Source organism: Nocardiopsis exhalans, assembly GCF_024134545.1.
Taxonomy (GTDB): Bacteria; Actinomycetota; Actinomycetes; order Streptosporangiales; family Streptosporangiaceae; genus Nocardiopsis; species Nocardiopsis exhalans.
In genome coordinates, this window is record NZ_CP099837.1 from 3,832,356 (window position 1) to 3,857,847 (window position 25,492).

The following is a 25,492-nucleotide window of genomic DNA, read 5'->3' on the forward strand; positions in this document are numbered from 1 at the left end:
TGGTAAGCGCTATCCAGATACTAGGATGTTCAGTTTCTAGCACCGGGTTACGGGGCTGTCAACGCTTTGTTTCCCCCCGCGGTCCGAGCGTGCCCCAGATCGTTACCTTCCCCCCGGGCCGTGCAATGCCGAAAAAGATTACCAAGAGCAACTGATTAACAACTTTGCGTGCCTTTCCCGCGAGTGGTATCGCGCGCCCTTCACGTTTTCCAGTGGGCGAACCTCTTGTCGATCACGCGGGAAAGCGTTTACCATTCCGATGTGAACGACACCACTCAACGCAGGTACGCGATCGTCGGTACGGGCTCCCGGGCGCGTATGTACACCCGGGCCCTGGTGGACACCCACCGTGACCTGGGGCGGCTGGTCGCCCTGTGCGACACCAACAGCACCCGAATGGCCGTACACAACCGGATCGTCACCGACGCCGGACAGGAGGCCGCACCCACCTATCCGGCCGAGGACTTCACCCGCATGCTCCGCGAACAGGCCGTGGACGAGGTGATCGTGTGCACCGTCGACCACACCCACGCCGACTACGTCGTGGCCGCCCTCGAGGCCGGCGCGGACGCCATCACCGAGAAGCCCATGACCGCCGACCTCAAGGGGCTGCGCAGGATCAACGAGGCCCAGGCCCGGACCGGGCGCAGGGTGACCGTCGGCTTCAACTACCGCTACAACCCCGTGCACAGCCAGGTACGCGAGCTGATCGCCTCCGGAGCCATCGGCGAGGTGGGGTCCGTGCACTTCGAATGGCTGCTCGACCTGCGGCACGGGGCCGACTACTTCCGCCGCTGGCACCGGGACAAGGACAAGTCCGGCGGACTGCTGGTGCACAAGGCCAGCCACCACTTCGACCTCGTCAACTGGTGGGTGGGCGCACGGCCGAGCGAGGTCTTCGCCTGGGGCGGACTGTTCTTCTACGGCCAGGACAACGGTCGCCGCCACGGGCTGCTCAACGACTACGAGCGCGGCCACGGAGCGGGGTCCGCCGAGAACGACCCCTTCGCCCTGCACATGAAGGACAGCCCCGACCTCACCGCCCTCTACCTGGACGCCGAACACGAGGACGGCTACCAGCGCGACCTGAACGTCTTCGGCCCGGGCATCACCATTGAGGACGACATGTCCGTCCTGGTCAAGTACGACACCGGGGCCCGCCTGAGCTACCACCTCGTGGCCTACGCCCCCTGGGAGGGCTACCGGATCGCCTTCACCGGAAGCCGCGGTCGGCTCGAACTCGACATGACCGAGTTCGCCAGCACCTCACCGGACCAGGACGAGGCCCACCCCGTGCGCGGCATGCCCGCGCCCAAGGAGAACACCCAAGCCAGGCTCCTGCTGCGCCGCCACTGGCAGCCCCCCGAGGAGATCCCCGCCGAGGTCGGCGGCGGAGGCCACGGCGGCGGGGACAACGCCATGCTCACCTCCCTGTTCGGCGGGGCCGACGACGGCATCCGCCCCGACCACGCCGACGGCGGCAACGCCCTGCTCACCGGACTGGCCGCCAACGCCTCCATGGCCTCCGGCTCACCCGTACGCGTGGCCGACCTGCTCTCCGGGAACTCCTGATGGCCCGCCCCCTGACGAACCGCCCCTTGAAGAACCGCCCCTTGAAGAACCGCACAGACGACACCGCACCGCTGCCCCTGCTGCTCGTGGGCGTCCACGGGCACGGCCGCTCCCACCTGCGCGCTCTCCTGCCCCTGGCCGAGGCCGGAACCATCCGGCTCGTCGGTGTCTGCGACCGCAGGCCCCCCGCCCCCGACGACGAGCTGGAGGGCCACGGGGCCGTCCCCTACTTCGACGACCTGGCTACCGCCCTGAAACGGACCGGGGCCCGCCTGACCGTCCTGGTCACCCCCATCCACACCCACCTGCCCCTGGCCACCGTGGCCCTGGAGCACGGCTCCCACCTGCTGCTCGAAAAGCCCACCACCCCCTCCCTGGCCCAGCTCACCCAGCTGGAGGAGGCGGTCAGCGCCTCCGGCCTGGCCTGCCAGATCGGGTTCCAGAGCCTGGGGTCGCAAGCCATCGGCGAGGTCGACCGGCTGGTCCGCGAGGGCGCCCTGGGCGAGCTGCGCGGGATCGGGGCGGCAGGCGCCTGGAAACGCACCTCCGCCTACTACGACCGCGCGCCCTGGGCCGGGCGGCGCAGGATGGACGGGCACGAGGTGGTGGACGGTGCGCTCACCAACCCCTTCGCCCACGCCGTGGCCACCTCCCTGGCCCTGGCCGGGGCCGAGTCGGGCGCGCCCCGCTCCCTGGAGCTGGAGATGTACCGCGCCCACCCCATCGAGAGCGACGACACCTCCTCCCTGCGCCTGCGCACCTCCGGCGGCACCACCCTCACCGTCGCCGTCACCCTGTGCGCGCCCGACAGCCAACCCCCCGCCATCACCCTCCACGGCGACCGGGCCAGCCTGACCCTGGAGTACACCCTGGACCGGATCACCCTGCGCCAACCGGGACAGGAGCCGCGCACCACCACCCACGGGCGAGCCGACCTCATGGAGAACCTGGTCGCGCACGTGCGCGAAGGGGCCCCGCTCCTGGTGCCGCCCGAGCGGACCCGGGGCTTCACCCACGTCCTGGACGCCGTGCGCACCGCACCCGATCCCAGGCCCATCGCCGCCGAACACCAGGAGGTGGAACGGCTGGAGGGGGTCACCCACCGGAGTGTCCCCGGCATCACCTCCCTCGTGCACGAGAGCGCGCGCTCCCTCACGCTGTACTCCGAACTCGGTGCCCCCTGGGCGCGCCCTGCCCGGACCAGCCCGGCCAGCACGACCAACACGGAGGTACACCAGTGAACCTGTCGGTCGGCCGCACCCCCGTGGCCACCCACGACAGCGGAGACCGCGTACCCGCCGAGCTCTCCCCGCGCCCCTACCTGCACCCGGTTCGCACCCTGGCGGGCACCGAGGTCACCGAGACCTTCCCGGACGACCACCGGCACCACCTGGGGGTCAGCGTGACCCTGGCCGACGTCGCCGGGACCAGCTTCTGGGGCGGGCGCACCTTCACACGCGAGCACGGCTCGGTCATGCTCGACAACCACGGCCGCCAGGAGCACCTGGCCTGGGACGACCGCTCCGCGGGATGGACCACCGAGCTGCTCTCCTGGGTCAGCCCCGAAGGCACCGAGCTGCTCCGGGAGGAGCGCACGACCCGGGCCCTGCCGCTGGACTCCACGACCTGGGTCCTGGACCTGCGGTCGTCACTGCGCAACACCTCGGGCCGCGAACTGGGCATCGGCAGCCCCGCCACCAACGGCCGCCCCGGCGCCGGGTACGGCGGGGTGTTCTGGCGGGCGCCGATCGGCGACCAGCCGCCCACGGTCACCGGACCCGACGGGATGTCGGGGGAGGAGGCCCTGCACGGCTCACGGGCCCGGTGGCTCGCGCTGTCCTCGACCACCGCGCGAGGTTCGGTGTGGACACTGCTCTTCCTCCAGCCCGGCCCGCGCACCGACCCCTGGTTCCTCCGGGCGAAGGAGTACCCGGGCCTGTGCCCGGCCCCCGCCTGGGACACCCGACTGGACCTGGCCGCGGGCCAGACCCTGGAACTGGGACTGCGCACCGCCGTCACCGACGGCCCGGTGAGCGACCACGAAGCACTGGCCAAAGCCTGCGCGGCCCTGGTCTGACCGCTCACAACACCACGCACACCCCGCACCGGGGACTGGAAAGGAACCGCACACATGCGCGTGCTCGTCACCGGAGGCTCCGGACGGCTGGGTCGAAGCGTCGTGGCCGTGCTCGCCGCACGCGGACACGACGTGACCTCGGTGGACACCGCCGAACACCCGTGGCCAGAGGGAATCACCCCGGCCGTCTGCGACCTGCTGGACAGCGAGGCCCGAACCGAGCTGTTCGCCCGCACAGCCCCGGAGTCGGTGGTGCACCTGGCCGGGATCGCGGTTCCCTTCGCCCGGCCCGACGCCGAGACCCTGGGTGTCAACACCACCCTGGCCTGGGAGGTGCTGACCGCCGCAGTCCGGGCAGGGGCCCACAGCGCGGTCGCCGCATCCAGCCCCACCGTCTACGGGTACAACACGCCCTCCTGGAAACCGCGTTACCTTCCCCTGGACGAGGACCACCCGGTCGCGCCCTGGCACGCCTACGGCCTGAGCAAGGCAGTGGTGGAGGAGACCGTCCGGACCCTGGCCCGCACCGCCGACACCTGTGTGCTGTCCGCGGTGCGCCCGGGCTACGTGGTCTCCCCGGAGGAGTGGCGGGGGGCCACCACCCAGCAGGGGCACACCATCGCCGAGCGCCTGGACGATCCGGCCCTGGCCGCAGGCTCCCTGTTCAACTACGTGGACGCCCACGACGCCGCCGAACTGTTCGCGCTGATCGTGGAGAACCCCGAGCGCGTCCCCGGCGGCAGTGTCTACAACGCCGTCGCCCCCGACCCCCTCTCCCACGGTCCGGTCGACGCCGACCTGGCCCGGCTACACCCGGCCACCGCCGCACTCGCCCCTGCGCTGGCCGACGGACGGGCGGTGTTCTCCTCGGAAAGAGCCCACCGCGACCTGGGCTGGAAGCCCAAGCGCACCTGGCGCGACCACGTCGGCCTCGGCGAACGCCCCGACCGCACGGAAAGGGACTAGGTGGGCACGCAGGGAGAGCCCCGCCCCTCCGCTACGCTGGGAAAGAGTTTTCCCAGCGGTGGCAGGAGGGGCAGGGGAGTGGATCCCGGTTACGTGACTCTGGAACAGGTCGCCGAGCACGCAGGAGTCTCCCTGGCGACCGCCTCGCGCGTGATCAACGGGAGCACACGCCAGGTGAGCCAGCGGCTCCGGGAGAAGGTCGAGGCCAGCGCCCAGGAACTCGGCTACCTGGCCAACGCCTCGGCCCAGACCCTGGCCCGCAACAGCAGCTCGCTGATGGGACTGGTCGTGCACGACATCGCCGACCCCTACTTCTCCCAGATCGCCGCCGGGGTCACCCGGTACGCCGAGGAGCTGGGACTGGTCCTTGTGCTGGGCACCACCAACCGCTCACCCCAGGCGGAGACCCGCATCCTCTCCGCGTTGCGCTCCCACCGCGCCAAGGCGATCGTGATCGCCGGGTCCCGTACCACCAGCGAGGGGACCGACTCCCGCCTGGCCAAGGAGATCGAGGCCTTCGCACGCCAGGGCGGCCGGGTCGCCCTCGTCTCACAGGCCACCCTGCCGGCCGACACCGTCAGCCCGGACAACCACGCCGGGGCCGCGGCCCTGGCACAGCACCTGGTCGCCCAGGGGCACCGGCGTTTCGCGATCCTGGCCGGGCCCACCAACCTGCGGACCGCGCGCGAACGCCTGGACGGCTTCCACTCCGCGCTCTCGGCCGCCGGTCTCGAACTCGCCCACCACAACGTCGTGCACGGTGACTTCACCCGCGACGGCGGCTACGAGTCCACGCAGCGGCTGATGGCCCTGGGCACCGACGCCACCTGCCTGTTCGCGGTCAACGACGTCATGGCCACCGGCGCCATCGCCGCGCTCCGCGACATGGGCAAGACCGTCCCGGACGACCTGTCCGTTGCGGGTTTCGACGACATCCCCACCCTGCGCGACCTCACCCCCACCCTGACCACGGTGCGCCTGCCCCTGGAGGAGATGGGCGAACGCGCCGCCGCACTCGCCCTGGACACCGACTACCAGGGGGAACCGCGGGTGATCAGCGTCGAGGGCACGGTCATGGCCCGGGAGAGCACCGCCCCGCCCAAGGCCTGAGCCGGTCGGCGGGCCGGGCCCGCCAGTCCGAAGCCGCGGCGGCGGCCCCGCACCGGGGCCGCCGCCGACTCTCGCCCCACGGCCGGACCCGGTGCTAGGGGAGTGGGGCGAGGTCGTCCGCGAACACCAGGCCGTGGCCGGGCCCGGTCCGCGCGGACAGGTGGTCGCCCGCGAACTCCACCCCGCTGGGAGCGGCCAACGCCCCCAGGGCGGCGAAGGAGGCGTGGTCGATGTCCTCGACCATGGCGACCCGGGGCAGGCACAGGGCCAGTTGGCCGGACAGCTCCGGCAGCAGGTGGGGGGCGACCGGTACCCCGCGCCGGGCCACGGACTCGGCGATCCGCAGGAACGGGGTGATGCCCCCGACCCGTACGACGTTGGGCTGGGCCACGTCGCACACGCCCTCGTCCACGAACCGCTCGAAATCCGCCACCGAGCGCAGGTTCTCACCCAGCGCGAACGGCAGACCGGTGCGTGCGCGCAGCCGGACATGGGCAGCCAGGTTCTGGGCGGGCAGCGGCTCCTCCACGAAGTGTGGGCCGAAGGGCTCCAGCCGGGCCAGCGCCCGGGCCGCCTGCGGGACGTCCCAGCGCTGGTTGGCGTCGATCATCAGCAGCCGTTCCGGGCCCAGGAGGTCGCGCACCGCGCCCACCCGTTCCACGTCGCGTTCGACCGCGGCCGAACCCACCTTGAGCTTCACCGCGCGGTGCCCCCGGTCCACCCACCCCCGAACCTGTTCCAGCAGGTCCGGGAGGTCGTAGTCCAGGTTCACGCCGCTGCCGTAGGAGGCGACCCGTTCCCGGCGCCGCCCGAGCAGATCCACCAGGGGCACGCCCAGGGAGCGGGCGTGTACGTCCCACAGGGCGATGTCGACCCCGGCCAGGGCCATCAGGGTCAGCCCGGTCGTATCGGCCTCGCGCAGGTGCCAGAGCGCCTCGTCCCATAGCGCGGGGTGCGCCTCCCGGCCCAGCAGGAACGGGGCGAGGTCATCGTTGACCAGCGCCTCCACGGCCCGCGCCCCGATCAGCGGGGTCCAGGAGAACCCCGTCCCCACCAGGCCCTCGTCGGTGCTGACCCGGACCACGACGACGTCGTTGCGGTCGACCCCGCCGTCCCAAACCCTCCGCAGCGGGAGCCGGTGGGCGCTGGCCGTCACCCCGGTGATCCTCATAGCACGCACTCCACGTGGCGGCGGGCCATCGTGGCGATGACGTCGTCGCCGTCAGCGGACCACACGTCCTCGTTGAAAACCTCCCACTCCACGTCTCCCTCGTACCCGGCGGCCAGTACGGCCCGGTGCAGCGAGCGCACGTCGATGTGCCCGTCACCGACCATGCCGCGGCCCAGCAGGGCGTCCGCCGGCAGCGGGGTGATCCAGTCGCAGACCTGGAAGGAGGCGATCCGGCCCGCCGCCCCGGCCCGGACGATCTGCGCGCGCACGTCCGGGTCCCACCACACGTGGTAGGTGTCCACGACCACGCCCACGGCCTCGGGATCGAAGCGTTCGGCCAGGTCGAGCGCCTGACCCAGGGTGGACAGCACCGCGCGGTCGGCACAGAACAGCGGGTGGAGGGGTTCGAGCCCGAGCCGCACGCCGCGCTCGGCGGCGTAGGGGGCCAGGGCCTCGATCCCCGCCGCGAACCGCTCCCGGGCGCCGTCCAGGTCCCGGTCGCCCTCGGGCAGCCCGCCCGCGACCATGACCAGGACCGGCGCGCCGAGTTCGGCGGCCTCGTCGAGGGCGCGCCGGTTGTCGTCCAGGGCGCCGGTGCGGGCCGGGTCGGTCAGGAAGCCGCCCCGGCAGTAGGAGGACACCCGAAGCCCGGCCCGGCGGACCAGGCGCGCGGAGTGTTCCAGTCCCCTCTCCTGGACGTGTTCGCGCCACAGGCCGATGGCGGGCAGTCCCGCGCGCAGGCAGCCGTCCACCGCCTGGGTGAGGCTCCAGCGTTTGACGGTGGCCTGGTTGAGTGAGAGCCGGGCCAGCCGGGGGTCGCCGGGGGCAGGGGTGTCGATCGGGGCGGGCCGCCCGGAGGGCACGTCCACCGGGGCCGGGGTCACGGCGGCGGGAGGACTGCTGGCGGCGGTGCTCACTGCGCCACCCCCGAGACCTCGAGCAGGGCGCCCATTCGCCGCGCGGCCAGGTCGGGGTCGGACAGGACCCCCGCGGTGTCCGCCAGGCGCAGGGTGTGCGCCAGGTGCGGGAGGTCGCGGGCGCTGTGCAGGCCGCCCACCATGTGGAACCCCTTCTGGTGGCCGTTGAGCCAGGCCAGGAAGGCGATCCCGGTCTTGTAGTAGTAGGTGGGCTCGGAGAACAGGTGGCGGGCCAGCGGCACGGTGGGTTCCATCAGCGCCAGGTAGCCGTCGGTGTCGCCCCGGTCCAGAACCGCGAGCGCCCGGGCGGCGGTCGGGGCGATGGCGGCGAAGACCCCGAGGAGGGCGTGCGAGAAGCCCTCCTCGTCCCCGAGTACGAGTTCGGGGTAGTGGAAGTCGTCCCCGGTGTACAGCCGGACGCCGTCCGGGAGCAGGCGCCGCAGGCGTACCTCCAGCGCGGTGTCCAGCAGGGAGACCTTGATCCCCTCGACCCGGTCGGCGTGCTCGGCGATCAACTCCGCGACCGGTTCGATCGCCTCCGCGGGGGAGTCGTAGCCCCAGTAGCCCGCGAGGGCGGGGTCGAAGGCGGTGCCCAACCAGTGCAGGATGACCGGGCGGTCGGCCCGTTCCAGGACGGCGGAGTAGACGCGGGCGTAGTCCTTGGGCCCGGAGGCCACCGCGGCCAGAGCGCGCGAGGCCATCACGATGGGGGTCGCTCCGGCCTCGCTCACCACTTCCAGTTGTTCGCCGTAGGCGGTGATAGCGCTTTCCAGATCGACACGCGAAGAATCGAGCTGGTCGGTGTTGACCCCGCAGGCCAGGAGGGCGCCACGGTTCCTGGCCTCGGCGCCGGTACGGCTGATCAGTTCGGCGGTGGCGGCCCAGTCCAGGCCCATGCCCCGCTGGGCGGTGTCCATGGCCTCGGCCACGCCCAGGCCCTGGTCCCACAGGTGGTGGCGGAAGGCCAGGGTGGCCTCCCAGTCCAGGGCGGCCGGGGCGCCTGGCGCGTTGGGGGCCAGGGGATCGGCGACCACGTGCGCGGCCGCGTAGGCGGTTCGGGCCGTGGCGGGGGGCAGGGGCGCGGCGTCGGCCGCGGTCCCGCTGAGCGTGTAGGGGGCGACGGTGCCGTCGCCGGAGGGAAGGTTCAGGGTGTTCACGTGGTCGAGACCTCGCCGAGTTCGACGGTGCGGCCGGTGCGGGAGGAGAGCAGCCCCGCCTCGGCCATCTGGATACCGCGCGCGCCGGAGAGGAGGTCGTGGTGGAAGGGTGTGCCCAGGACCACGTGGCGCAGGTAGTCCTCCCACTGGGCGCGGAAGCCGTTGGTGAACTCCCCGTTGTCGGGGACGTGCGACCAGTCCTCGCGGTAGCGGACCGGGTCGGCGGCGTCGGGGTCCCAGACGCCCTTGGGGGTGACGCTGCGGTGCTGCACACGGCAGGAGCGCAGCCCGGCCACGGCGCTGCCGTGGGTGCCGTCCACCTGGAACTCCACCAGCTCGTCGCGGTCCACGCGCACGCTCCAGGAGGAGTTGATCTGGGCGATGACCCCGTCACCGACCTCGAAGATGCCGTAGGCGGCGTCGTCGGCGGTGGCCTCGTAGGGCTCACCGTGCTCGTCCCAGCGCCGCGGGATGTGGGTGGCGGTGCGCGCGGTGACCGTGCGCACCGGACCGAAGAGGTGTTCCAGGACGTAGTGCCAGTGGGGGAACATGTCCAGGACGATGCCGCCGCCGTCCTCGGCGCGGTAGTTCCAGCTGGGGCGCTGGGCGGGCTGCCCGTCTCCTTCGAAGACCCAGTAACCGAACTCCCCGCGGATGGAAAGGACTTTTCCGAAGAAGCCGCTGTCCAGGAGCCGGCGGAGTTTGATCAGACCCGGCAGGAAGAGTTTGTCCTGCACCACGCCGTTGCGCACCCCGGCCTGTTCGGCGAGCTTGGCCAGCTCCAGGGCGGCGTCCAGGGTGCTGGCCGTGGGCTTCTCGACGTAGATGTGTCGGCCCGCGGCGATCGCGGAGCGGACCGCGGCCTCCCTGGCGTGCGTGATCTGGGCGTCGAAGTAGACGGGGACGCTGTCGTCGGACAGTACCGAGTCCAGGTCCGTGGTCCAGCGTTCGATGCCGTGCTTTTCGGCGATGTCCCGCAGCTTGCGCTCCGAGCGCCCCACCAGCACCGGTTCGGGTATGACGCGCGAGCCGTCGGGCAGTTCCACGCCTCCGGCGTCCCGGATGGCCAGCACCGATCTGGTCAGGTGCTGCCTGTACCCCATGCGTCCGGTGACGCCGTTCATGGCGATGCCCAGTACTCGATCACCCATGGATCGTTACCACCCTTTCTGTGAAAGCGCTTTCCAGACTAGAGCAAAGCTACCCCGCTCCGCCAGAGGCAGCGCGAGGCAGAGTGGCAGAATCCGGCCCTGCCCAGGCAGATCAACCCAGCGTGGCCTCCTCCAGTGGCGGTAGATCCGCCAACGCGGCCACCTCGTGCAGATGGTGGACCCCGGCTGGCAGGCCCTCGGTCAACCCGGCGGCCCAGGCGGTCACCACCGCCGTCCCCCGGGACTGGTTACGCCCGCGCGCCCAGCGCCGCCGCCCGGCCGAGGTCGCGACCAGCACCCACTCCTCGGAGCCGGGCAGGTGCGGTACCCGGCGCACCCCGCGCAGCGCCCCGGCTCCGGGCAGGCGGGCGAGCAGGCTCAGGACCCGGGTCGCCGCCGCCGAGTCCAACCCCAGATATGTGCGCACCGGCCGCCCCAGGTCCCGGGTGAGCGTGTGCTGGTCACTGAAGTCGGCCCGGAACAGGCGCCGCCGTCCGCCGGGCATATCCAGCACGCGCCCCCGGGTGAGGTTGCGCACGGCCTCTCCGGTGGCCGGGTCGGCGAAGGAGCGGCCGAGCAGGCCCAGGGACCAGGCGGTGGCCGCCGCCCCATGCCGCTCCCCGGAGCCCAGGACCACCCCCAGCTCGATCGGCTCCTTCCCGGGCAGGTCGGCGGCGAGCAGGTTGGTCAGCCCGGGGGCCAGTCCGACGCTGAGCAGGACCGGGGCCCGCGGCTCCAGTTGTTCGATTCGACTGACGTATCCGGGGGTGGCGGTGGGGTCGACGAAGGCCGCCCCCTGGCCGGTGGCGGCCGTGACCAGGTCCGGGTCCTCGGCACCGGAGGCGTTGACCACCGCGTCCACTCCGTTCAGCGCTTCCTGGTAGCCGAGGAGCCCCGGCTCGGCCAGGTCGACCACCCGCTCCGCCCGCCGGGGGTCGCGTCCGGCGACCACACAGCTGTGCCCGGCCTCCCGCAGCGCCGCCACCGTCGGAGCTCCCACGGCTCCGTATCCGCCCAGCACGAGTACCCGCATCTTCGCCCGCCTTTCTGTAGTGACACTCAAATTAGATATGTGTAGTGACACTACAGTCAAGGCGTAGGATCGTGACTATGGACGCACAGCCCGCCGACGGCCGCACCGCCCGTTCCCTCGCCACCCGGGCCCGGATCGCCCGCGCCGCGACCCGCCTGTTCACCACTGACGGCTACGCCGCGACCAGCATCACCAGTGTCGCCAAGGAGGCGGGGGTGGCCGCGCAGACCGTCTACAACACCTGCGGCACCAAGGCGGGGGTCCTCAAAGAGGCTTTGGACCAGGCCGTCGCCGGAGACGCCGAACCCGTCGCCACCCTGGACCGCCCCTGGGTCCGCGAGGCCCTGTCCGCCGAGAACCCCCATGAGCTGCTCCGGCTCCAGGTGCGGGGCACCGCCCAGGTCATGGCACGCGTCGCCGCCCTGATCGAGGTCCTGCGCGGCGCGGCCGCCTCCGACCCCGAACTGGCCGCGCTGTGGCGCACCAACACCGACCAGCGCCGCACCGTCCACGCGGTTTTCGCCCAAGCCCTGGCCGACCGCGGGGCCCTGCGTGCGGGCCTGGACCCGCAGGAGGCGGCCGACACCCTGCTCGGCCTGCTCAGCCCCGAGCTGTACACCCTCTACACGGCCCAGCTCGGCTGGAGCCCTGAGCGCTGGACACAGTGGGCCACGGACGCGGTCACCCGCCAGCTCCTCGAAGGCTGAGGATGAAGGAGCCCGTCAGGCGGAGGCCATGCCCAGGCGGGCCACCAGTTCGGTCTCGGTGATGATGTCGATGCTCTGGCCCTTGGCGATGTAGGTCTCGGCCTGCTTGTGTTTGGAGGTCTTGCCGCCGTGGTCGCTGTCGCCCACGACCAGGACGTCCGTCTTCTTGGTGACGTTCTTGGCGGGTCGGCCCCCGGCTTCGGCGATGCGCTTCCACACCTCGGGCTTGTCCATCGCGCGCAGGTCACCCGAGACGCACACCGTGCGGCCGAAGAGCGGACCGGCCGGGTCGGCGTCGGGGGAGGGTTCGGGCAGCGGGGACTGGGCGGCCCGTTGCCAGCGCCCGTAACGGTCCTCCGTGGCGGGGGCCGCCGGAACCACGGGGGCGGCCACCGGGACGGCGACCGGCTGAATCGCCTCCAGGCGGCCCAGGCGCAGGCCCGCGGCGCGGGAGAGCTCGGGAAGTGAGCTGGTGCCGTAGCGGAGCATGGCCGCGATCATGATGTGCGCGGCCGCCTCGGCGTCGGCGTCGGCCCGGTGGTGCTGGGTGATCTGGTGGCCCACGTGCGCGCACACCGTGGGCAGGCGGTGGTCGGGCAGGTCCCAGGTGCGGCGGGACAGTGCCAGGGTGCAGGCGTAGTCGAAGGCGGGCAGCGCCTGGCCGGTGTGGGCGCAGGCCTGGCGCAGCGCACCCATGTCGAAGGGGGCGTTGTGCGCCACCAGCGCACCCCCCTGGACGAAGTCCACCACCTGCTCGCGCACCTTCTCCCAGGTGGGAGCTTCGGTGACATCGGCGGCGGTGATGCCGTGCACGGCGGTGTTGTGCCGGGAGAAGAAGGACACCGCCTCCGGCGGGCGGATGAGCGTGCTGAAGCGGTCGACCACCCGCCCTTCGCTCACCCGGACCAGACCGACGGCGCACACGCTGCCGCGGTCCTGGTTGGCGGTCTCGAAGTCGATCGCGGTCCAGGTGAGGGACACCCCGGCTACCTCCGTTGTGCTGGTGCGGAACGGGTCGAGCGTACCGGTGCGCTCACACCACCGAGGTCAAAGCGGGTCGAAGGAACCGATCGCGTGGTCGCGCCACCGCGCGTCACCGGCCCAGCGCTCCTCGCTGGAACTCCAGGCCAGCGTGTAGTAGTCGCCCGCGGTGACGGCGATGTTGCGCGCCAGCAGGCGCCAGGTACCCGCGCCCCGGTCCCAGCTGAACTCCCAGTCGGCGGCGGAGGCGAAGGAGGTCTGGTCGGTGACGTCCTCCAGCTTGATCCGCTGGTATCCGGGCAGCCGGTTCTCCGCGAGGGAGTTGCTCTCCTGCTCCAGCACGTGCGCGTACTCGTCGTCGGTGGAGTGCGGGGTGCGGTCGACCTGCAGGTAGGTGTTGCTGCTGGGGGAGTCGTAGTAGACGCTGGCGCCGTCCACGCGGCGGACCCAGCCGTCGGGTATCAGCATCGCGAACCCCTCGGGGTCCTCGGTCCAGGTCATGCCCTCGGCGACGGGTTCCTCCCCCGAACCCTGCCCTGTGGCCTCCGATCCGGGGGAGTGCTCAGGGGAAGGGGAGGACGAGGTGTCCGCCTGGGTCTGCGGCCCCGCCTGGTCGGTCTCCTCCCCTCCCTCAGCCCAGGGGTTGACGATGACGAGGGTGGCGGCCACCAGCAGGGCGGACAGCCCCAGGGTGAGTACCACGACCGGCCACGACAGGCGTCGGGGACGCCGCGGCTCGGTGTGGACGGCGGTGGCCCCGACGAGGGGGCCGAGGGGCGGTCCGGGGGAGGTCGCCCCCGGAGGGAGCTCCCCTGTCTGGAGGGGCGCCCCTGTTTGCGTGGTCGCTCTACCCGGTGCGGTGGGCGGCAGGTGCGATCCGGTCGTCTGTTCGCCCCGGGCCGCCGCGCCCAGTAGTTCCCGACAGCCTCGGGCGTCCAGGCGCTGGAGCGGGTCCTTCACCAGCATTCCGCTGATCGCCGCTCCCAGCGGCCCGGGCAGGTTCTGGGGCGGGTCGAGGCTGAGTACCGCGTGCAGGGTGGCCGGGACGCCCTCGCGCTGGAACGGGGACACTCCGGTCACCGCGTGGTACAGGGTGGCGCCCAGCGACCACAGGTCGCTGGCGGGGGTGGCCGGCTGGGAAGCGAGCCGTTCGGGGGCCACGTAGGCGGCCGAACCCATGACACCGGCGGTCTGGGTGACCGCGGCGGTGTCGACGATGGTGGCGATCCCGAAGTCGGTCAGCACCACCCGCCCCGAACCGGTGACCATGACGTTCTCGGGTTTGACGTCGCGGTGGGTGATGCCCTGCTCGTGCGCGGTGGTGAGCGCGTCAAGTAGGTCCAGCCCCCAGGCCGCGGCCCGCTCGGCCGGGACCGGGCCCCGGTCGCGCATCAACCGGAGCAAGGAGTGCCCGTCGAGGAGTTCCATGACGATCCAGGGGCGGCCGTCGTCCTCGACGATGTCGTGGACCGTGACGATGTTGGGGTGCTGGCCCATCGCGGTGGCCTGCGCCTCCCGGCGGGCGCGGGCGGCAACCCGGGCACGTTCCTCCTCGTCCATGCCTGGTCCCAGGAGGATCTCCTTGACCGCCACCGTGCGGTTGAGTTGGGCGTCGTGCGCCCGCCAGACCCGGCCCATTCCTCCCCGCCCGACCTCGGAGACGAGTTCGTAGCGCTCACGCAGCGTGCGGTGAGGAAGGGCCACCTGGGGCTCCTGAAGGGGTGGGGGCGGGTGAGGGGGCAGCGCGTCAACCACGGGGGCGGGAGATCGCGCGTCAGGGCGCCCATTCTAGGAAGGTTCGGCCATGCTGGGCACATCGGGCGGGGAGGGCGCTTCGCGGGTCCTGGGCCGGGATCAGGGTGGGTCGAAGGAGTCCAGGGCCGCCGAGCGCCAGGTGTCGTAATCGCCCCACAGGTCGGCTTCGCTGGCCCACAGCACCGTGTAGTGCTCTCCGGGGGCGACAGTGATGTTGCGACCCAGCACGTGCCGGTCGGTGCCTTCCTTGACCCAGTTGAACTCCCGATCGGCCGCTGAACGGAAGTCGGTCTCGCCGGTGACGTCCTCCAGCTGCACGAGCTGGTAACCGGCCAGGCGGTCAGTGGTGGTGTCCGTGTGGTCCTGTCCCAGGACGTGCTGGTACTGGTCGTCGGTGGGGTGCGGGGTGGTGTCGATCTGCAGGTAGACCTTCTCCTCGTCCGCATCGGGGAGGTTGTAGTAGATGCTGTTGTTCTCGGTGCGTCGCGACCAGCCGTTGGGCACCAGGACGGAGAAGCCCGACGGGTCCTCGGTCCAGGTCATGCCGTCCTGGGCGGGGAGCTCATCCTCGTCGGCTTCCTCCGGCTCCTCCTGCTCCAGGGGCTCCTCGGCCGGTGCTGGGGCGTCCGGTTCCTCCTGCGCCGTGTCCCCGCCGTCCTCGCTTCCCCCGCCTTGGGCCCCGTCGCCCTGCTCCTGCGTGCCCAGGGTCACGGGGGCCCGCATGTTCCAGGGGTCGATCACCACTACCCCGGCGGTCACCAGCAGAGCGGCCAGGCCCAGGGTGAGCGCGACCAACGGCCAGGACACGCCCTGGCGAGCGGGCGGCGTGCCGTACCCGGCAGGCGTCCCGCCTGCCGGTGTGCCCGGCGGGGGGACGTAGGCCCCCGGAGTCCCGGGCTGGAAGGCGGGTTGAGGGGTGGGCTGGGGTGCGGATCGGCGAGGGGGATAGGGGGTGGTCGAGGCCACGGGGGTGAGGTGTTCGGTGGGCGGTACCGGGGACTGCGCGGGCACCGCGCCGCTCATACGTGCGGTGGGCGCGACGGGTACGGACCCGTCCGGGTGGACGGTGGTGGTGTCGGGACCCTGGGTGGCCGACCGGAGCAACCAGCGGCACCCCGGCGCGTCCAGACGGTGTTGCGGGTCCTTGGTCAGCAGCCCGCGCACGGCATCGGCCAGGGAACCGGTGCCCATCAGGTCAGGCGGTTCGGCGGTGGTCACGGCGTGCAGGGTGGCCGGGAGACTCGGGCGTTGAAAGGGGGAGAGGCCGGTGCGGGCGTGGAAGAGCGTGGCGCCCAGGGCCCACAGGTCGGCGGCGGGCGCGGCCGGGTTCCCGGCGAGGCGTTCGGGAGCCAGATAGGAGGGAGATCCCACCACACCCCCGGTCTGGGTGAGGGTGACGCTGTCGTCGATGGTGGCGATGCCGAAGTCGGTGAGCACCACCCGCCCGGAGTCGGTGACCATGACGTTCTCGGGTTTGACGTCGCGGTGGGTGATGCCGTGCGTGTGTGCGGTCTCCAGCGCGTCGAGCAGGTCCAGCCCCCAGGAGGAGACCTCCGGAGCGGGGCGCGGGCCGTCGCGCTGGATGAGCGAGTACAGGGAGCACCCGCTGAGGTACTCCATGACGATCCAGGGACGGCCGTCGTCCTCGACGATGTCGTGGACCGTGACGATGTTGGGGTGCTGGCCCATCGCGGTGGCCTGCGCCTCCCGGCGGGCGCGGGCGGCCACCCGGGCACGTTCCTCCTCGCTCAGGCCGGGGCCCAGGAGGATCTCCTTGACCGCCACCGTGCGGTTGAGGTGGGTGTCGTGGGCATGCCAGACCCGGCCCATACCGCCGTGGCCCAGCTCGGCGTGGAGTTGGTAGCGCCCGCACAGGGTGCGCAGAGGTTCGACCTCCATGGACGTCCTCCGAGGAGAGGGCCGCACCGGACCGCGGTACAGCGACGCCGGTCACCGTGCGCGGGAAGCCGTGCACAGGCCGGAGCACTCATTCTAGGAAGGGGAAGGTTGGAGCGGACAAAGAACAGGTCAGGAGCCAGATGACCCGGTGGACCGCAAGCGCGGCGACCGAGTCCGGCAGCGATGTCGAGAGAGGCCCCTGGATCGGGCGGAGCCGCAGTTCAGCGCGCGTCCCAGGGGAAGCCCTCTACCGGGCCCGCGCCTCACATCGGGTGCCGGGCATCATGCGAGGACACCGTGACGCCGAAGCACTCCCAGCGGTGGTCGCGTTCACGGGCGTCCTCGGCCCGGCCACCGGAGGTGGAAACGCGGGCGCCGACCGGCATCCGTTCAAGTACTCCAATGCGCAGTTTGGCCCTCTTGTGGTAAAAAGTTAGGCGTGCCGAACTTTAGAGATGGGTCCTCTTCAAACACCTGGCCGAAGGTGATACCGGCAGTTGCCCTCACCCTCGCCCTCAGCGCCTGCTCCACCTCCGCCGGACAGACCCGCGACGACGCCGACCGTGACTCCGACCGCCTCCTCGTCCTGACCACGTTCACCGTCATCGCCGACATGACCGAGAACGTGGCCGCCGACCGCGTGGACGTCGCCTCCCTCACCAGGCCCGGCGCCGAGATCCACGGCTACGAGCCCACCCCCGACGACCTCGTCCGCGGCCAGGGCGCCGACCTCGTCCTGGAGAACGGCCTGGGCCTGGAAACCTGGTTCCAGCAGTTCACCGACCGTGTGGACGCCCCCACCGCCGTCCTGACCGACGGCATCGACACCATCCCCGTGGCCTCGGGCGGCTACGAGGGCGAACCCAACCCGCACGCCTGGATGTCCCCTGACAACGCCCTGGTCTACGTGGACAACATCCGCGACGCCCTGACCGAACTCGACCCCGAGGGCGAGGCCGAGTTCGCCGAGGCAGCCGAGGCCTACAAGGAGGACATCACCGAGGTCGGCGCCTACCTGGAGGCCGAACTCGCCGAGGTCCCCGAGCCCGCCCGCGCCCTGGTCACCTGTGAGGGCGCCTTCTCCTACCTGGCCCGCGACGCCGGGCTGACCGAGCAGTACCTGTGGCCGGTCAACGCCGAACGTGAGGGCACACCCCAGCAGATCGCCGCGGTCTCCGAGTTCGTCCGCGACAACGACGTGCCCGCCGTGTTCTGCGAGAGCACCGTCAACGACAGCGCCCAGCGGTCGGTGATCCGTGAGACCGGCGCCGCCATGGGCGAGACCCTCTACGTCGACTCCCTCTCCGAACCCGACGGCCCCGTGCCCACCTACCTGGACCTGCTCCGCCACGACGCGGAGGCCATCGTCGCCGGACTGACCGGCGCGTGAGGACCACCGGCATGACACAGGACAGCGCGTGAGGGAGCCCGACAGGAAGGGGGACCTGGCATGACAGCGGCCATCGAGGTCACCGGAGCCACCGTCCGCTACGGCGACGTGCTCGCCCTGGACGATGTCCACCTTTCCCTGGAACCCGGGCGCGTGTGCGGACTGCTCGGCATGAACGGCTCGGGCAAGTCCACCCTGTTCAAGACCGTGCTCGGCCTGGTCCCCGTCGACCACGGCCGGGTCCGGATCCTGGGCATGCCCAACACCGCCGCCCGCCGCAAGGGGCTGGTCGGCTACGTACCCCAGTCAGAACAGGTCGACTGGGCCTTCCCCGTGCGCGTGCGCGACGTGGTCATGATGGGCCGCTACGGGCACATGGGGCGCAGACGCCGCCCCCGCCCCGCCGACCGCGAGGCCGTCGAGCACGCCCTGACGCGCACCGACCTCACCGAACTGGCCGACCGGCAGATCGGCGCACTCTCCGGCGGCCAGCGCAAACGCGCCTTCGTGGCACGCGCCATCGCCCAGGACGCCGACGTGCTCCTACTGGACGAGCCCTTCGCGGGCGTGGACAAACGCTCCGAGGCCACCATCACCGATCTGCTCCTGCAGCTGCGCCAGGCCGGGCACACCCTGCTGGTGTCCACCCACGACCTGGCCCAGGTGCCCAAGCTGTGCGACGAGGCCGTGCTGCTGCAGCGCCACGTGATCGCGCACGGCACACCCGAGGAGGTGCTGGAACCGGACGTGCTCCTGGAGGCGTTCGGTATCCACCCCAGTGAGGAAGGACGCTCGTGGACGGCCTGATCGCGCTCGTGGAGTGGTTCACCGTGCCCATGCAGTTCGAGTTCGTCCAGCGCGCGCTCCTGGTGAGCGTGGTCGCGGGCGTGGTCTGCGCGGTGCTCTCCTGCTGGATGACCCTGGTGGGCTGGTCGCTGATGGGGGACGCGGTCTCGCACGCGGTCCTGCCCGGCGTGGTGCTCTCCTACATGTTCGGACTGCCCTTCGCCCTGGGCGCCCTGGTGTTCGGCGCCGGTTCGGTGGCACTGATCGGCGTGGTCAACCGCACCTCCAGGGTCAAGGAGGACGCGGTGATCGGCGTGGTCTTCACCGCCATGTTCGCCCTGGGCCTGGTGATGGTCTCGCGGGTGCCCAGCCAGACCGACCTCAGCCACATCCTGTTCGGCAACGTCCTGGGGGTCTCCGACTCCGACATCCTCCAGGTGCTGGTCCTGGCCGCCGTGGTGCTGGTGGTGGTCTGGTACAAGCACCGCGACCTGACCATGTACGCCTTCGACCCGGTCCACGCCCACGCCATCGGCGTCAACCCGCGCCTGCTGGAGACCCTGCTGCTGGGGCTGCTGTCGGTGACGGTGGTGGTGGCGTTGCAGGCCGTGGGCATCATCCTGGTCGTGGCCATGGTGATCATCCCGGGCGCCACCGCCTACCTGCTCACCGACCGCTTCGAGCGGATGCTGATGATCTCCGCGGCGGTCGCCTTCTTCGCCGCGGTGGCGGGGGTGTTCACCAGTTTCCACCTGAACGTGTCCACCGGCGGCTGCATCGTGCTGGCCCAGGCGTTCGCGTTCACCCTGGCCTACCTGTTCTCGCCCCACCAGGGCGTGCTCTGGAAGGGACGCGCCGCCCGGGCGCTGAGGGCCCGCGGGGGTCGCGGGACCCGCGCCATCGGCTGAGGTCGCGACCCGCGCTTGCCCAGGAAGAGGCACACGCCAGCATTTAAACAAGTTGTTTGCTTTAACTTGTTGACAACACAGAGTTGGGAACGCACTGTGGGGTCATGACGCGGACACACGATCCCTTCACCCAGCCCGACCCCGAGAAAGCCCGGCGCCAGCGCGCTCACGAGGCCCTCTTCCGCATCACCGAACGCCACGCCACCGGCGAGGCCCGCGCCCGATGGACGGAACAGCGCATGCCGATGCCCCCGCACGAGGCGATCGCCCGCGTCTGCGACCTGGCCGCGGGCAGCGCCCCGCCCGACGAGGGCGCGCCCGCCGTCGACCAGGGCGACCTGACCGCAGCGCTGACCCTGGTGCCGTGGGCCCGCGCGGAGTTCGACCAGATGGAGGCGGGCCTGCTCACCATGGCCAAGGGCCGCGGCATGACCTGGCAGGAACTCGCTTTCGGCTTGGGCCTGGGCACCGCTCAGGCCGCCCGCCAGCGCCACGAACGCCTGGTCAAACGCACCGACGACGAAAACTGACCCCGCGCCGGGGGAACGCGGACAAGCGACGGGACAGCCGCGGGGCCGGGGCCGGGTTCAGGTCGCAGATTCAGACCTGGGTTCAGACCTGGACGCGCCACCGTGGCGGGCGTAGTGGCGGGCCGCCCGGGCCCGGTTGCCGCAGGAAGTGCCGCACCAGCGCTGCCGACCGTGCTCCTGGACGAAGTAACGCACACAGCGCGGAGCCGGGCAGGAACGCAACCGCTCACGGTCAGGACCGGCCAGAAAAGCGATGGCGGCTCGGGCCAGGGCCGACAGGAACGCGTCCGCGGGTTCGACCGCCTCCCCCTCCCATTCGACGGCTGGGGAACCGGCGTCGGGCCAGACCAGAGCGGGGCGCACCGCCACCAGCGCGGCGTCGGTGTTCAACCGCTCCAGGGCCTGCTCCAGGGGGAGGAGCCGGTGCGCGTCCGCGGAGCTGGGCGGATCAGGACTCACCGTGCGGGCGAACAGGGAACGCACCGCCCGGCGCAGCGCGACCAGGCGTTCCCTGAACTCCTCGTCGACCACGGGCACCGATGCCCCGGGCGTGATGTGAGCGCTCACCCAAACACCCGCACCCTCGACCGTGGCCAGGTCGTCGGCCATACCGCCCGACCCGTCGTGCCGCACGGTGCTCGCCAGGTCCAGTGCCCATCGACTGTTCACGCACACATCCCTTGTCCGCTTCCTGGCCTCATGCTAGCTTCCTCACGTTTAATCTAATAATTAACGTTAGAACGAGGTTGTTCGTGACCGTACTCATCGCCCACATCAGCGATCTGCACATCGACGGAACCGTCGAGACCGCCGCCCGGGCCACCAGAACCGTGGACTATCTGCGCGCCCTTTCCCAGACCCCGGACGCACTGGTGGTCTCCGGCGACATCGCCGACCACGGAACCCCAGAGGAGTACGAGGAGGTCACCCGCCTTCTGAGCGCCCTGCCCTTCCCCTTGGTCTTCAGCCCCGGCAACCACGACGACCGCGCTGCCCTGCGCAAGGGCCTGCTGGGACGGGAAGCCACCACCGGCCCCGTCAACACCGCACACCGCGCGGAGGGGTTCACGGTGCTGTCCTGCGACAGCACCATCCCCGGCCGTGACGACGGCCACCTGGCCGAGCCCACCCTGGAATGGGTCCGCACCACCCTGGCAGACCTGCCCGAGCACACGCCCGTCCTGCTGGCCATGCACCACCCTCCCGTGCGCGTCCACCACCCGATGGCCGACTCCATGGCCCTGGACAACCCCCACGAGGTGAGCGCTCTCATCCGGCAGCACCCCGCCATCACCGGTGTGCTGTGCGGGCACGCCCACACCGGAGCGGTGGGCCAGCTCGCCGGACGCCCCGTACTCCTGGCCCCCGGGGTCACCTCCACCCTGAGCATGCCCTGGGAGAGCGGAATCGGCCTCACCCGGACCCAGCCCCCGGGCGTGGCCTTCCACGTTCTGGCCGAGGACACCTCCCTGACCACCCACTTCCGCGCGGTGCCCTGACCCGAGCACACCCGATCCGCGCTCACCTGGCCCGTGCCTGTCGATACGCTGCCCCGCAGCCGACGGAACGTGCGTCACCCGATCGAAAGAGGTCCTATGAGTGTCGACCCTGTTCGGATCACGGCCGAGACGGTGGTCGACGGGGTGGTACCAAGGGACCCGGCGGTCTCCCCGGACGGGCGCTGGGTCGCCTACGCCGTCACCGCGCTGAGCAGTGACGCCCCCCGACCGACCAGCGCTCTGTGGGTGACCGCCGTGGACGGAAGCAGCCCACCGAGACAGCTGACCGACGGGGCCTCCTGGGACCACCGGCCACGCTGGGCCCCGGACTCGCGGCAGCTCTACTTCCTTTCCGACCGGACCGAGACGGCCGAGGCAACCGGAGCTGGCGAAGCGGCCGGAGGAGGCGCGCCCCAGCTGCACCGAACCAACGCCGACGGCTCCGGCCACCGGGTACTGACCAGCTTCGAAGGCGGGGTGGTGAACCACCTGCCGCTGGCCGGTCAGGCTCTGGTAGCGGTGGTGGTCGCCGACCCCGATCACCGGGGCATCGCTCCGCGGGTGTGGGGAGAGCCCGGACCCCGCGACCGGCTGGCCCTGCTCGACACGGGCACCGCCACCCGGCCCGCCGACCAGCCGATCCCGATCACCGGCCTGGGTGAGCACCACGTCCAGGAGATATCCGCACGCCCCGACGGCCGAACGCTCGCGGTGATCACCCACCCGACCCCGCACCGCGATCCGGTCCGCCCCCGCTGGGAGCTGCACCTGCTGGACACCGGCACCGGAAAGATCCAGGACCTGGGCGCACTCGGCTGGGACGCCCACTCACCCGCCTGGTGGCATGACGACCAGCGCTGGCACCTGTCCTACCTGGCGATGCAACCGGGCCCGGACGGCGGCCAGGCCGTCTTCGACCTGATACCCGACAGCGAGCAGGCGGCCCCCGCCGATCTCACCGAGGGGCTGGACCGCTGTCCCCTCGAACTCGCCCAGGTGGCGCAGGGCCCGCCGCTGGCGCTGTTCGCACACGGGCTCGACACCGAGATCCACCGCCTGGACCCCCGCACCCGAAGCTTCACCCGGCTCGCCACGGTCCCCGGCCTCCTGGAGTCCCTGACCTCGGACCACACCGGAGCCCGCGTCGCGGTTCAGGCCGCCAACGCCACCCACCCCAGGGAGGTGTACTCCGCGGACGCCGGGGACCCCGCCCGCCCTCCCACTCGGCTGACCCGGCTGCGCCCCGAACTCGAACGCTTCGACTGGGGTGCCCAGAAACGCCTGTCCTACCGGGCCCGGGACGGCCTCACCCTCGACGGGCTCCTGGTGACCCCGGTGGGCAGGGTACCCGAGGACGGCCCCGTCCCCCTGGTCACCTGGGTGCACGGGGGACCCTACGGCCGTTACATGGACCAGTTCACCCTCGACCCGCACGCACCCGCCCAGTGGCTGGCCCACTTCGGGTACGCGGTGTTCCTGCCCAATCCGCGCGGCGGCGAGGGGCACGGGCAGGCCTTCGCCGAGCAGGTGGTGGGCGCGCTCGGGGCGGGGGAGTGGGACGACATCTCCGACGGCATCGACCTGCTGGTCGAGCGCGGCGTAGCCGACCCCGCCCGGCTCGGGATCGGCGGGTGGAGCCACGGCGGAACCATGGCGGCCTGGGCGGTGGGGCACACCGACCGGTTCCGCGCGGCCGTCGTGGGCGCGGGCGTCACCGACTGGGGCATGTTGGCGGCCACCGGCGAGTACGGCGCCAGCGAGGCGGGGCTCAGCGGGAGCGTCGGCTGGGAGGGCACGGGGCCGCACCCGCACGACGCGGTCAGCCCGATCTCTTTCGCCTCGCGCATGTCCACACCGGTGCTGATCGTGCACGGTGAGGCGGACACCAACGTTCCCCTGAGCCAGGCGGTGTACCTGCACCGGGCGCTGCGCCACTACGGCGTGGAGCAGGAGTTCGTGGTCTACCCGGGCGCCGGGCACGGCTTGGCCCGCCGCGACCACCAGATCGACCTGCTCGAACGTACCCGCGCCTGGTTCGACCGCTGGCTGGGGCGAGCTGACGTCAAGTAGGCCGACCCGGAGCGCATTTCGGGCCTAAATGGGCGAGTGCGAACTTTTGTTCTGTGGGCTGTTTTTCTCGTGTGCGGATTTGAGAGAAAGCCCAGCGAACTCTTGTTCGCATCGCTAGTTTGGATCGCGACAAGAAAAACCCGACCCGGTGTTGACAGCACCTGGTCGGGTTGTGGCCGACGCCTGCGTTAACAGGTTTGTCGACTCTGCCACCTCCCTGCCCAATACCCAGGAAGGCGACTCGTCATGGAGTCTAACGCCTCGACCCCCTCCAGCACAGCCGAAACCCCGAATCCGGCCGGGTTCTCCGCGCCCCGCAAGCGCCCCAAGGGCGCACTCAAGGGCATCGGGTTCATTCTGGCCATCTGGGTCCATCAGATCTTCAGTAAGGGCCTGTTGACCAAGCCTCGTTCGGTGTTGGCCCTGATGGCCATTGCCGATGCGGTGGACTCCGACGGGCGCTGGTGCTACTTCCGGTTGGAGAATCTGGCCAAGAGTATTGGCTGGCTCCTCAGTCTCAGCAGCCTCAAGCGCGCCATCGACGACCTGGTCGAGGCGGGCATCGTGCGCAAGCTGACCCGCTCGGAGACGATCGAGTTCTTCGCCGAGGACATCAATCAGGGCCGCTCTGCCTATCAGTTGCCATGCGTGTTGGAGCTACTCGTTCCGGCCCAGGACTATCCCGAGCCGGTGTTGGCCGACATCAACGCCTGCCGTGCGCAGCTGGGGGAGGAGCCCCTCACCGTGCACAACCGGCCCCCGTTGAAGCGCCGCCCGACCCCAGTTCACGTTGAACCCGCCCCCAGGTCAGATCGACCTACAGACTGTTCCCCTGGGGACTGTTCTGAGAGCGAGGTGGATAGTTCCGTCCGTGACACCTCAAGCACAGGAGAGCAAACCCGACAAAATCCACGGAGCGGAATATTTAGCCTCATTAATCGCATACCAAACTCATTCCTGGCCTCCCCGGAGACAGACCGGAACCTGTTGGCACTAGCCGTGGAAAAACTCCTGCGCCAAGGGCTGAGCGAAACCGACGTGCGCGCTTTGTTCGCGGGGATGGATCGGATGCGCCGACCATTCCCGGTGCTCATGCTCCGGCTGCGCAACGTGAGGTACGCACTGGATTTCCTGAACGGCTCGCTGGGCCGAGGCATCCACACATCGCCCCTGCAGACAGCCCCGTGGCCCGACCCGCCGGACCGGGACGAGACATCCGCCCAACCCAAAGGATTCCGGCTGGACAGTCTGGGGCAGGCCACCGGCACCTGCCCCGAGCACGCGACCACGCGTAATGTCCCCGGTGGCCGATGCAAGATCTGCGGCGGGCTGTGCCGCTCGGAGCCCGGCCAGACCATGCCCAAGCCCCAGCAGGGAGCCGACACGCCAGCCCGGGGCGGCCCCGAGAGCGCGCCCGCGCCGGAGCCTTCGGGGCCGCCTCCGGGCGCGGAGGAAGACCTGGATCCGGAGCTGAAGGCACAGATGCTCGACTCCCTCAACGACGGTGGTGAGCGCGTACCCACCGCTCAGCCGGACTCCAAGAGCACGGTCCGGCCCGCCCGCGCCTCGGGACTGTCACCCAGAACCCGGGCCCTCCTCGACCAGTTGCACGAGAAGTTCAAACGCTCCCGGCGGCCCGACGGCACCGACACCCCCAAGGCCGCACTCGCACAGACCCATGCCGGTCGAGCCGCCCCTCAGGCTGGTCCGTTCACCCGGGCGGACGCACCGATCACCGGGAAGATTCCTCTTCCTCGCAGGCCAGAAGCGCTCTCTGCCGCCATGCGAGCCAGCAGGTGATTCTCCGGCCGAG

Annotated in this window: 23 protein-coding genes; 13 read left to right on the forward strand and 10 right to left on the reverse strand. The window is 71.2% G+C overall.

Translation table 11 applies throughout. The features are described 5' to 3' along the window. Positions 1-261 precede the first annotated feature (261 nt). The 5 genes from NE857_RS16995 to NE857_RS17015 all read left to right on the forward strand — a co-directional run bounded on the left by NE857_RS16995 (position 262) and on the right by NE857_RS17015 (position 5,725). Entirely contained in the window at positions 262-1,572 is a 1,311-nt protein-coding gene (locus NE857_RS16995; protein ID WP_254416653.1) for a Gfo/Idh/MocA family protein, read from the forward strand. Continuing rightward, positions 1,572-2,813: a Gfo/Idh/MocA family protein gene (locus NE857_RS17000; RefSeq protein WP_254416654.1), complete on the forward strand. Its 1,242-nt coding sequence runs from the start codon at positions 1,572-1,574 to the stop codon at positions 2,811-2,813. Before NE857_RS16995 ends, NE857_RS17000 begins: the two co-directional genes overlap by 1 nt. Next, positions 2,810-3,649 carry a DUF6807 domain-containing protein gene (locus NE857_RS17005; protein WP_254416655.1) on the forward strand — a complete coding sequence of 280 codons (840 nt, stop codon included), beginning with the start codon at positions 2,810-2,812 and terminating at the stop codon, positions 3,647-3,649. Before NE857_RS17000 ends, NE857_RS17005 begins: the two co-directional genes overlap by 4 nt. Positions 3,650-3,703: 54 nt before the next feature. Then, the gene (locus NE857_RS17010) at positions 3,704-4,615 is read left to right on the forward strand and encodes an NAD-dependent epimerase/dehydratase family protein (RefSeq protein ID WP_254416656.1); all 912 of its coding nucleotides are present in this window, start codon (positions 3,704-3,706) and stop codon (positions 4,613-4,615) included. Positions 4,616-4,693: 78 nt separating this feature from the next. Further along, positions 4,694-5,725, forward strand: coding sequence for a LacI family DNA-binding transcriptional regulator (locus tag NE857_RS17015; protein ID WP_254416657.1), 1,032 nt, complete (start codon positions 4,694-4,696; stop codon positions 5,723-5,725). A 94-nt stretch (positions 5,726-5,819) separates the two neighbouring features. On the opposite strand, the gene NE857_RS17020 is transcribed toward NE857_RS17015, so the two are convergent. The 5 genes from NE857_RS17020 to NE857_RS17040 form a co-directional block, all read right to left on the reverse strand. After that, complete coding sequence (locus NE857_RS17020; RefSeq protein ID WP_254416658.1) at positions 5,820-6,896, reverse strand: mandelate racemase/muconate lactonizing enzyme family protein; 1,077 nt, start codon at positions 6,894-6,896, stop codon at positions 5,820-5,822. After that, a complete protein-coding gene (locus tag NE857_RS17025; RefSeq protein WP_254416659.1) occupies positions 6,893-7,813 on the reverse strand; it encodes a sugar phosphate isomerase/epimerase family protein in 921 nt (306 codons plus the stop codon). The genes NE857_RS17020 and NE857_RS17025 overlap by 4 nt, the downstream gene beginning before the upstream one ends. Next, the gene (locus NE857_RS17030) at positions 7,810-8,970 is read right to left on the reverse strand and encodes a dihydrodipicolinate synthase family protein (protein ID WP_254416660.1); all 1,161 of its coding nucleotides are present in this window, start codon (positions 8,968-8,970) and stop codon (positions 7,810-7,812) included. Before NE857_RS17030 ends, NE857_RS17025 begins: the two co-directional genes overlap by 4 nt. Further along, positions 8,967-10,121 carry a Gfo/Idh/MocA family protein gene (locus NE857_RS17035; protein WP_254416661.1) on the reverse strand — a complete coding sequence of 385 codons (1,155 nt, stop codon included), beginning with the start codon at positions 10,119-10,121 and terminating at the stop codon, positions 8,967-8,969. The genes NE857_RS17030 and NE857_RS17035 overlap by 4 nt, the downstream gene beginning before the upstream one ends. A gap of 112 nt (positions 10,122-10,233) precedes the next feature. After that, a complete protein-coding gene (locus NE857_RS17040; protein ID WP_254416662.1) occupies positions 10,234-11,154 on the reverse strand; it encodes a saccharopine dehydrogenase family protein in 921 nt (306 codons plus the stop codon). Positions 11,155-11,231: 77 nt separating this feature from the next. Here NE857_RS17040 and NE857_RS17045 point away from each other — a divergent pair, with 77 nt between their 5' ends. After that, on the forward strand, positions 11,232-11,861 hold the full coding sequence (locus tag NE857_RS17045) for a TetR/AcrR family transcriptional regulator (RefSeq protein ID WP_254416663.1): 630 nt from the start codon (positions 11,232-11,234) through the stop codon (positions 11,859-11,861). A gap of 15 nt (positions 11,862-11,876) precedes the next feature. Here the strand turns inward: NE857_RS17045 and NE857_RS17050 are convergent, their stop codons facing one another. The 4 genes from NE857_RS17050 to NE857_RS34265 form a co-directional block, all read right to left on the reverse strand. Further along, a complete protein-coding gene (locus NE857_RS17050) occupies positions 11,877-12,842 on the reverse strand; it encodes an exonuclease domain-containing protein (protein WP_254416664.1) in 966 nt (321 codons plus the stop codon). Positions 12,843-12,908: 66 nt separating this feature from the next. After that, positions 12,909-14,546 carry a serine/threonine-protein kinase gene (locus NE857_RS17055; protein ID WP_254416665.1) on the reverse strand — a complete coding sequence of 546 codons (1,638 nt, stop codon included), beginning with the start codon at positions 14,544-14,546 and terminating at the stop codon, positions 12,909-12,911. A 150-nt stretch (positions 14,547-14,696) separates the two neighbouring features. Further along, positions 14,697-16,496, reverse strand: coding sequence for a serine/threonine-protein kinase (locus NE857_RS17060; RefSeq protein ID WP_254416666.1), 1,800 nt, complete (start codon positions 16,494-16,496; stop codon positions 14,697-14,699). A 263-nt stretch (positions 16,497-16,759) separates the two neighbouring features. Continuing rightward, positions 16,760-16,882 carry a hypothetical protein gene (locus NE857_RS34265; RefSeq protein WP_301184219.1) on the reverse strand — a complete coding sequence of 41 codons (123 nt, stop codon included), beginning with the start codon at positions 16,880-16,882 and terminating at the stop codon, positions 16,760-16,762. Positions 16,883-16,935: 53 nt separating this feature from the next. Between NE857_RS34265 and NE857_RS17065 the strand changes: the two genes are divergently transcribed. The 4 genes from NE857_RS17065 (at position 16,936) to NE857_RS17080 (ending at position 20,110) form a co-directional block, all read left to right on the forward strand. Then, on the forward strand, positions 16,936-17,886 hold the full coding sequence (locus NE857_RS17065) for a metal ABC transporter substrate-binding protein (RefSeq protein ID WP_425572163.1): 951 nt from the start codon (positions 16,936-16,938) through the stop codon (positions 17,884-17,886). Between the two features lie 60 nt (positions 17,887-17,946). Further along, positions 17,947-18,693, forward strand: a complete 747-nt coding sequence (locus tag NE857_RS17070; RefSeq protein ID WP_254416668.1) for a metal ABC transporter ATP-binding protein — start codon at positions 17,947-17,949, stop codon at positions 18,691-18,693. Beyond that, positions 18,681-19,580 carry a metal ABC transporter permease gene (locus NE857_RS17075; RefSeq protein ID WP_254416669.1) on the forward strand — a complete coding sequence of 300 codons (900 nt, stop codon included), beginning with the start codon at positions 18,681-18,683 and terminating at the stop codon, positions 19,578-19,580. The genes NE857_RS17070 and NE857_RS17075 overlap by 13 nt, the downstream gene beginning before the upstream one ends. 104 nt (positions 19,581-19,684) lie before the next feature. Then, entirely contained in the window at positions 19,685-20,110 is a 426-nt protein-coding gene (locus NE857_RS17080; protein ID WP_254416670.1) for a DNA-binding protein, read from the forward strand. 57 nt (positions 20,111-20,167) lie between these two features. Here NE857_RS17080 and NE857_RS17085 read toward each other — a convergent pair whose 3' ends face one another. After that, positions 20,168-20,779 (reverse strand): CGNR zinc finger domain-containing protein, encoded by a 612-nt coding sequence (locus tag NE857_RS17085; protein WP_254416671.1) that lies wholly within the window; start codon positions 20,777-20,779, stop codon positions 20,168-20,170. Positions 20,780-20,862: 83 nt separating this feature from the next. Between NE857_RS17085 and NE857_RS17090 the strand changes: the two genes are divergently transcribed. The 3 genes from NE857_RS17090 (at position 20,863) to NE857_RS17100 (ending at position 25,479) form a co-directional block, all read left to right on the forward strand. Then, on the forward strand, positions 20,863-21,609 hold the full coding sequence (locus NE857_RS17090) for a metallophosphoesterase (protein ID WP_254416672.1): 747 nt from the start codon (positions 20,863-20,865) through the stop codon (positions 21,607-21,609). 96 nt (positions 21,610-21,705) lie between these two features. Beyond that, entirely contained in the window at positions 21,706-23,679 is a 1,974-nt protein-coding gene (locus NE857_RS17095; RefSeq protein ID WP_254416673.1) for a S9 family peptidase, read from the forward strand. Positions 23,680-23,925: 246 nt separating this feature from the next. Continuing rightward, positions 23,926-25,479, forward strand: coding sequence for a helix-turn-helix domain-containing protein (locus NE857_RS17100; protein ID WP_254416674.1), 1,554 nt, complete (start codon positions 23,926-23,928; stop codon positions 25,477-25,479). Positions 25,480-25,492: the final 13 nt, after the last annotated feature.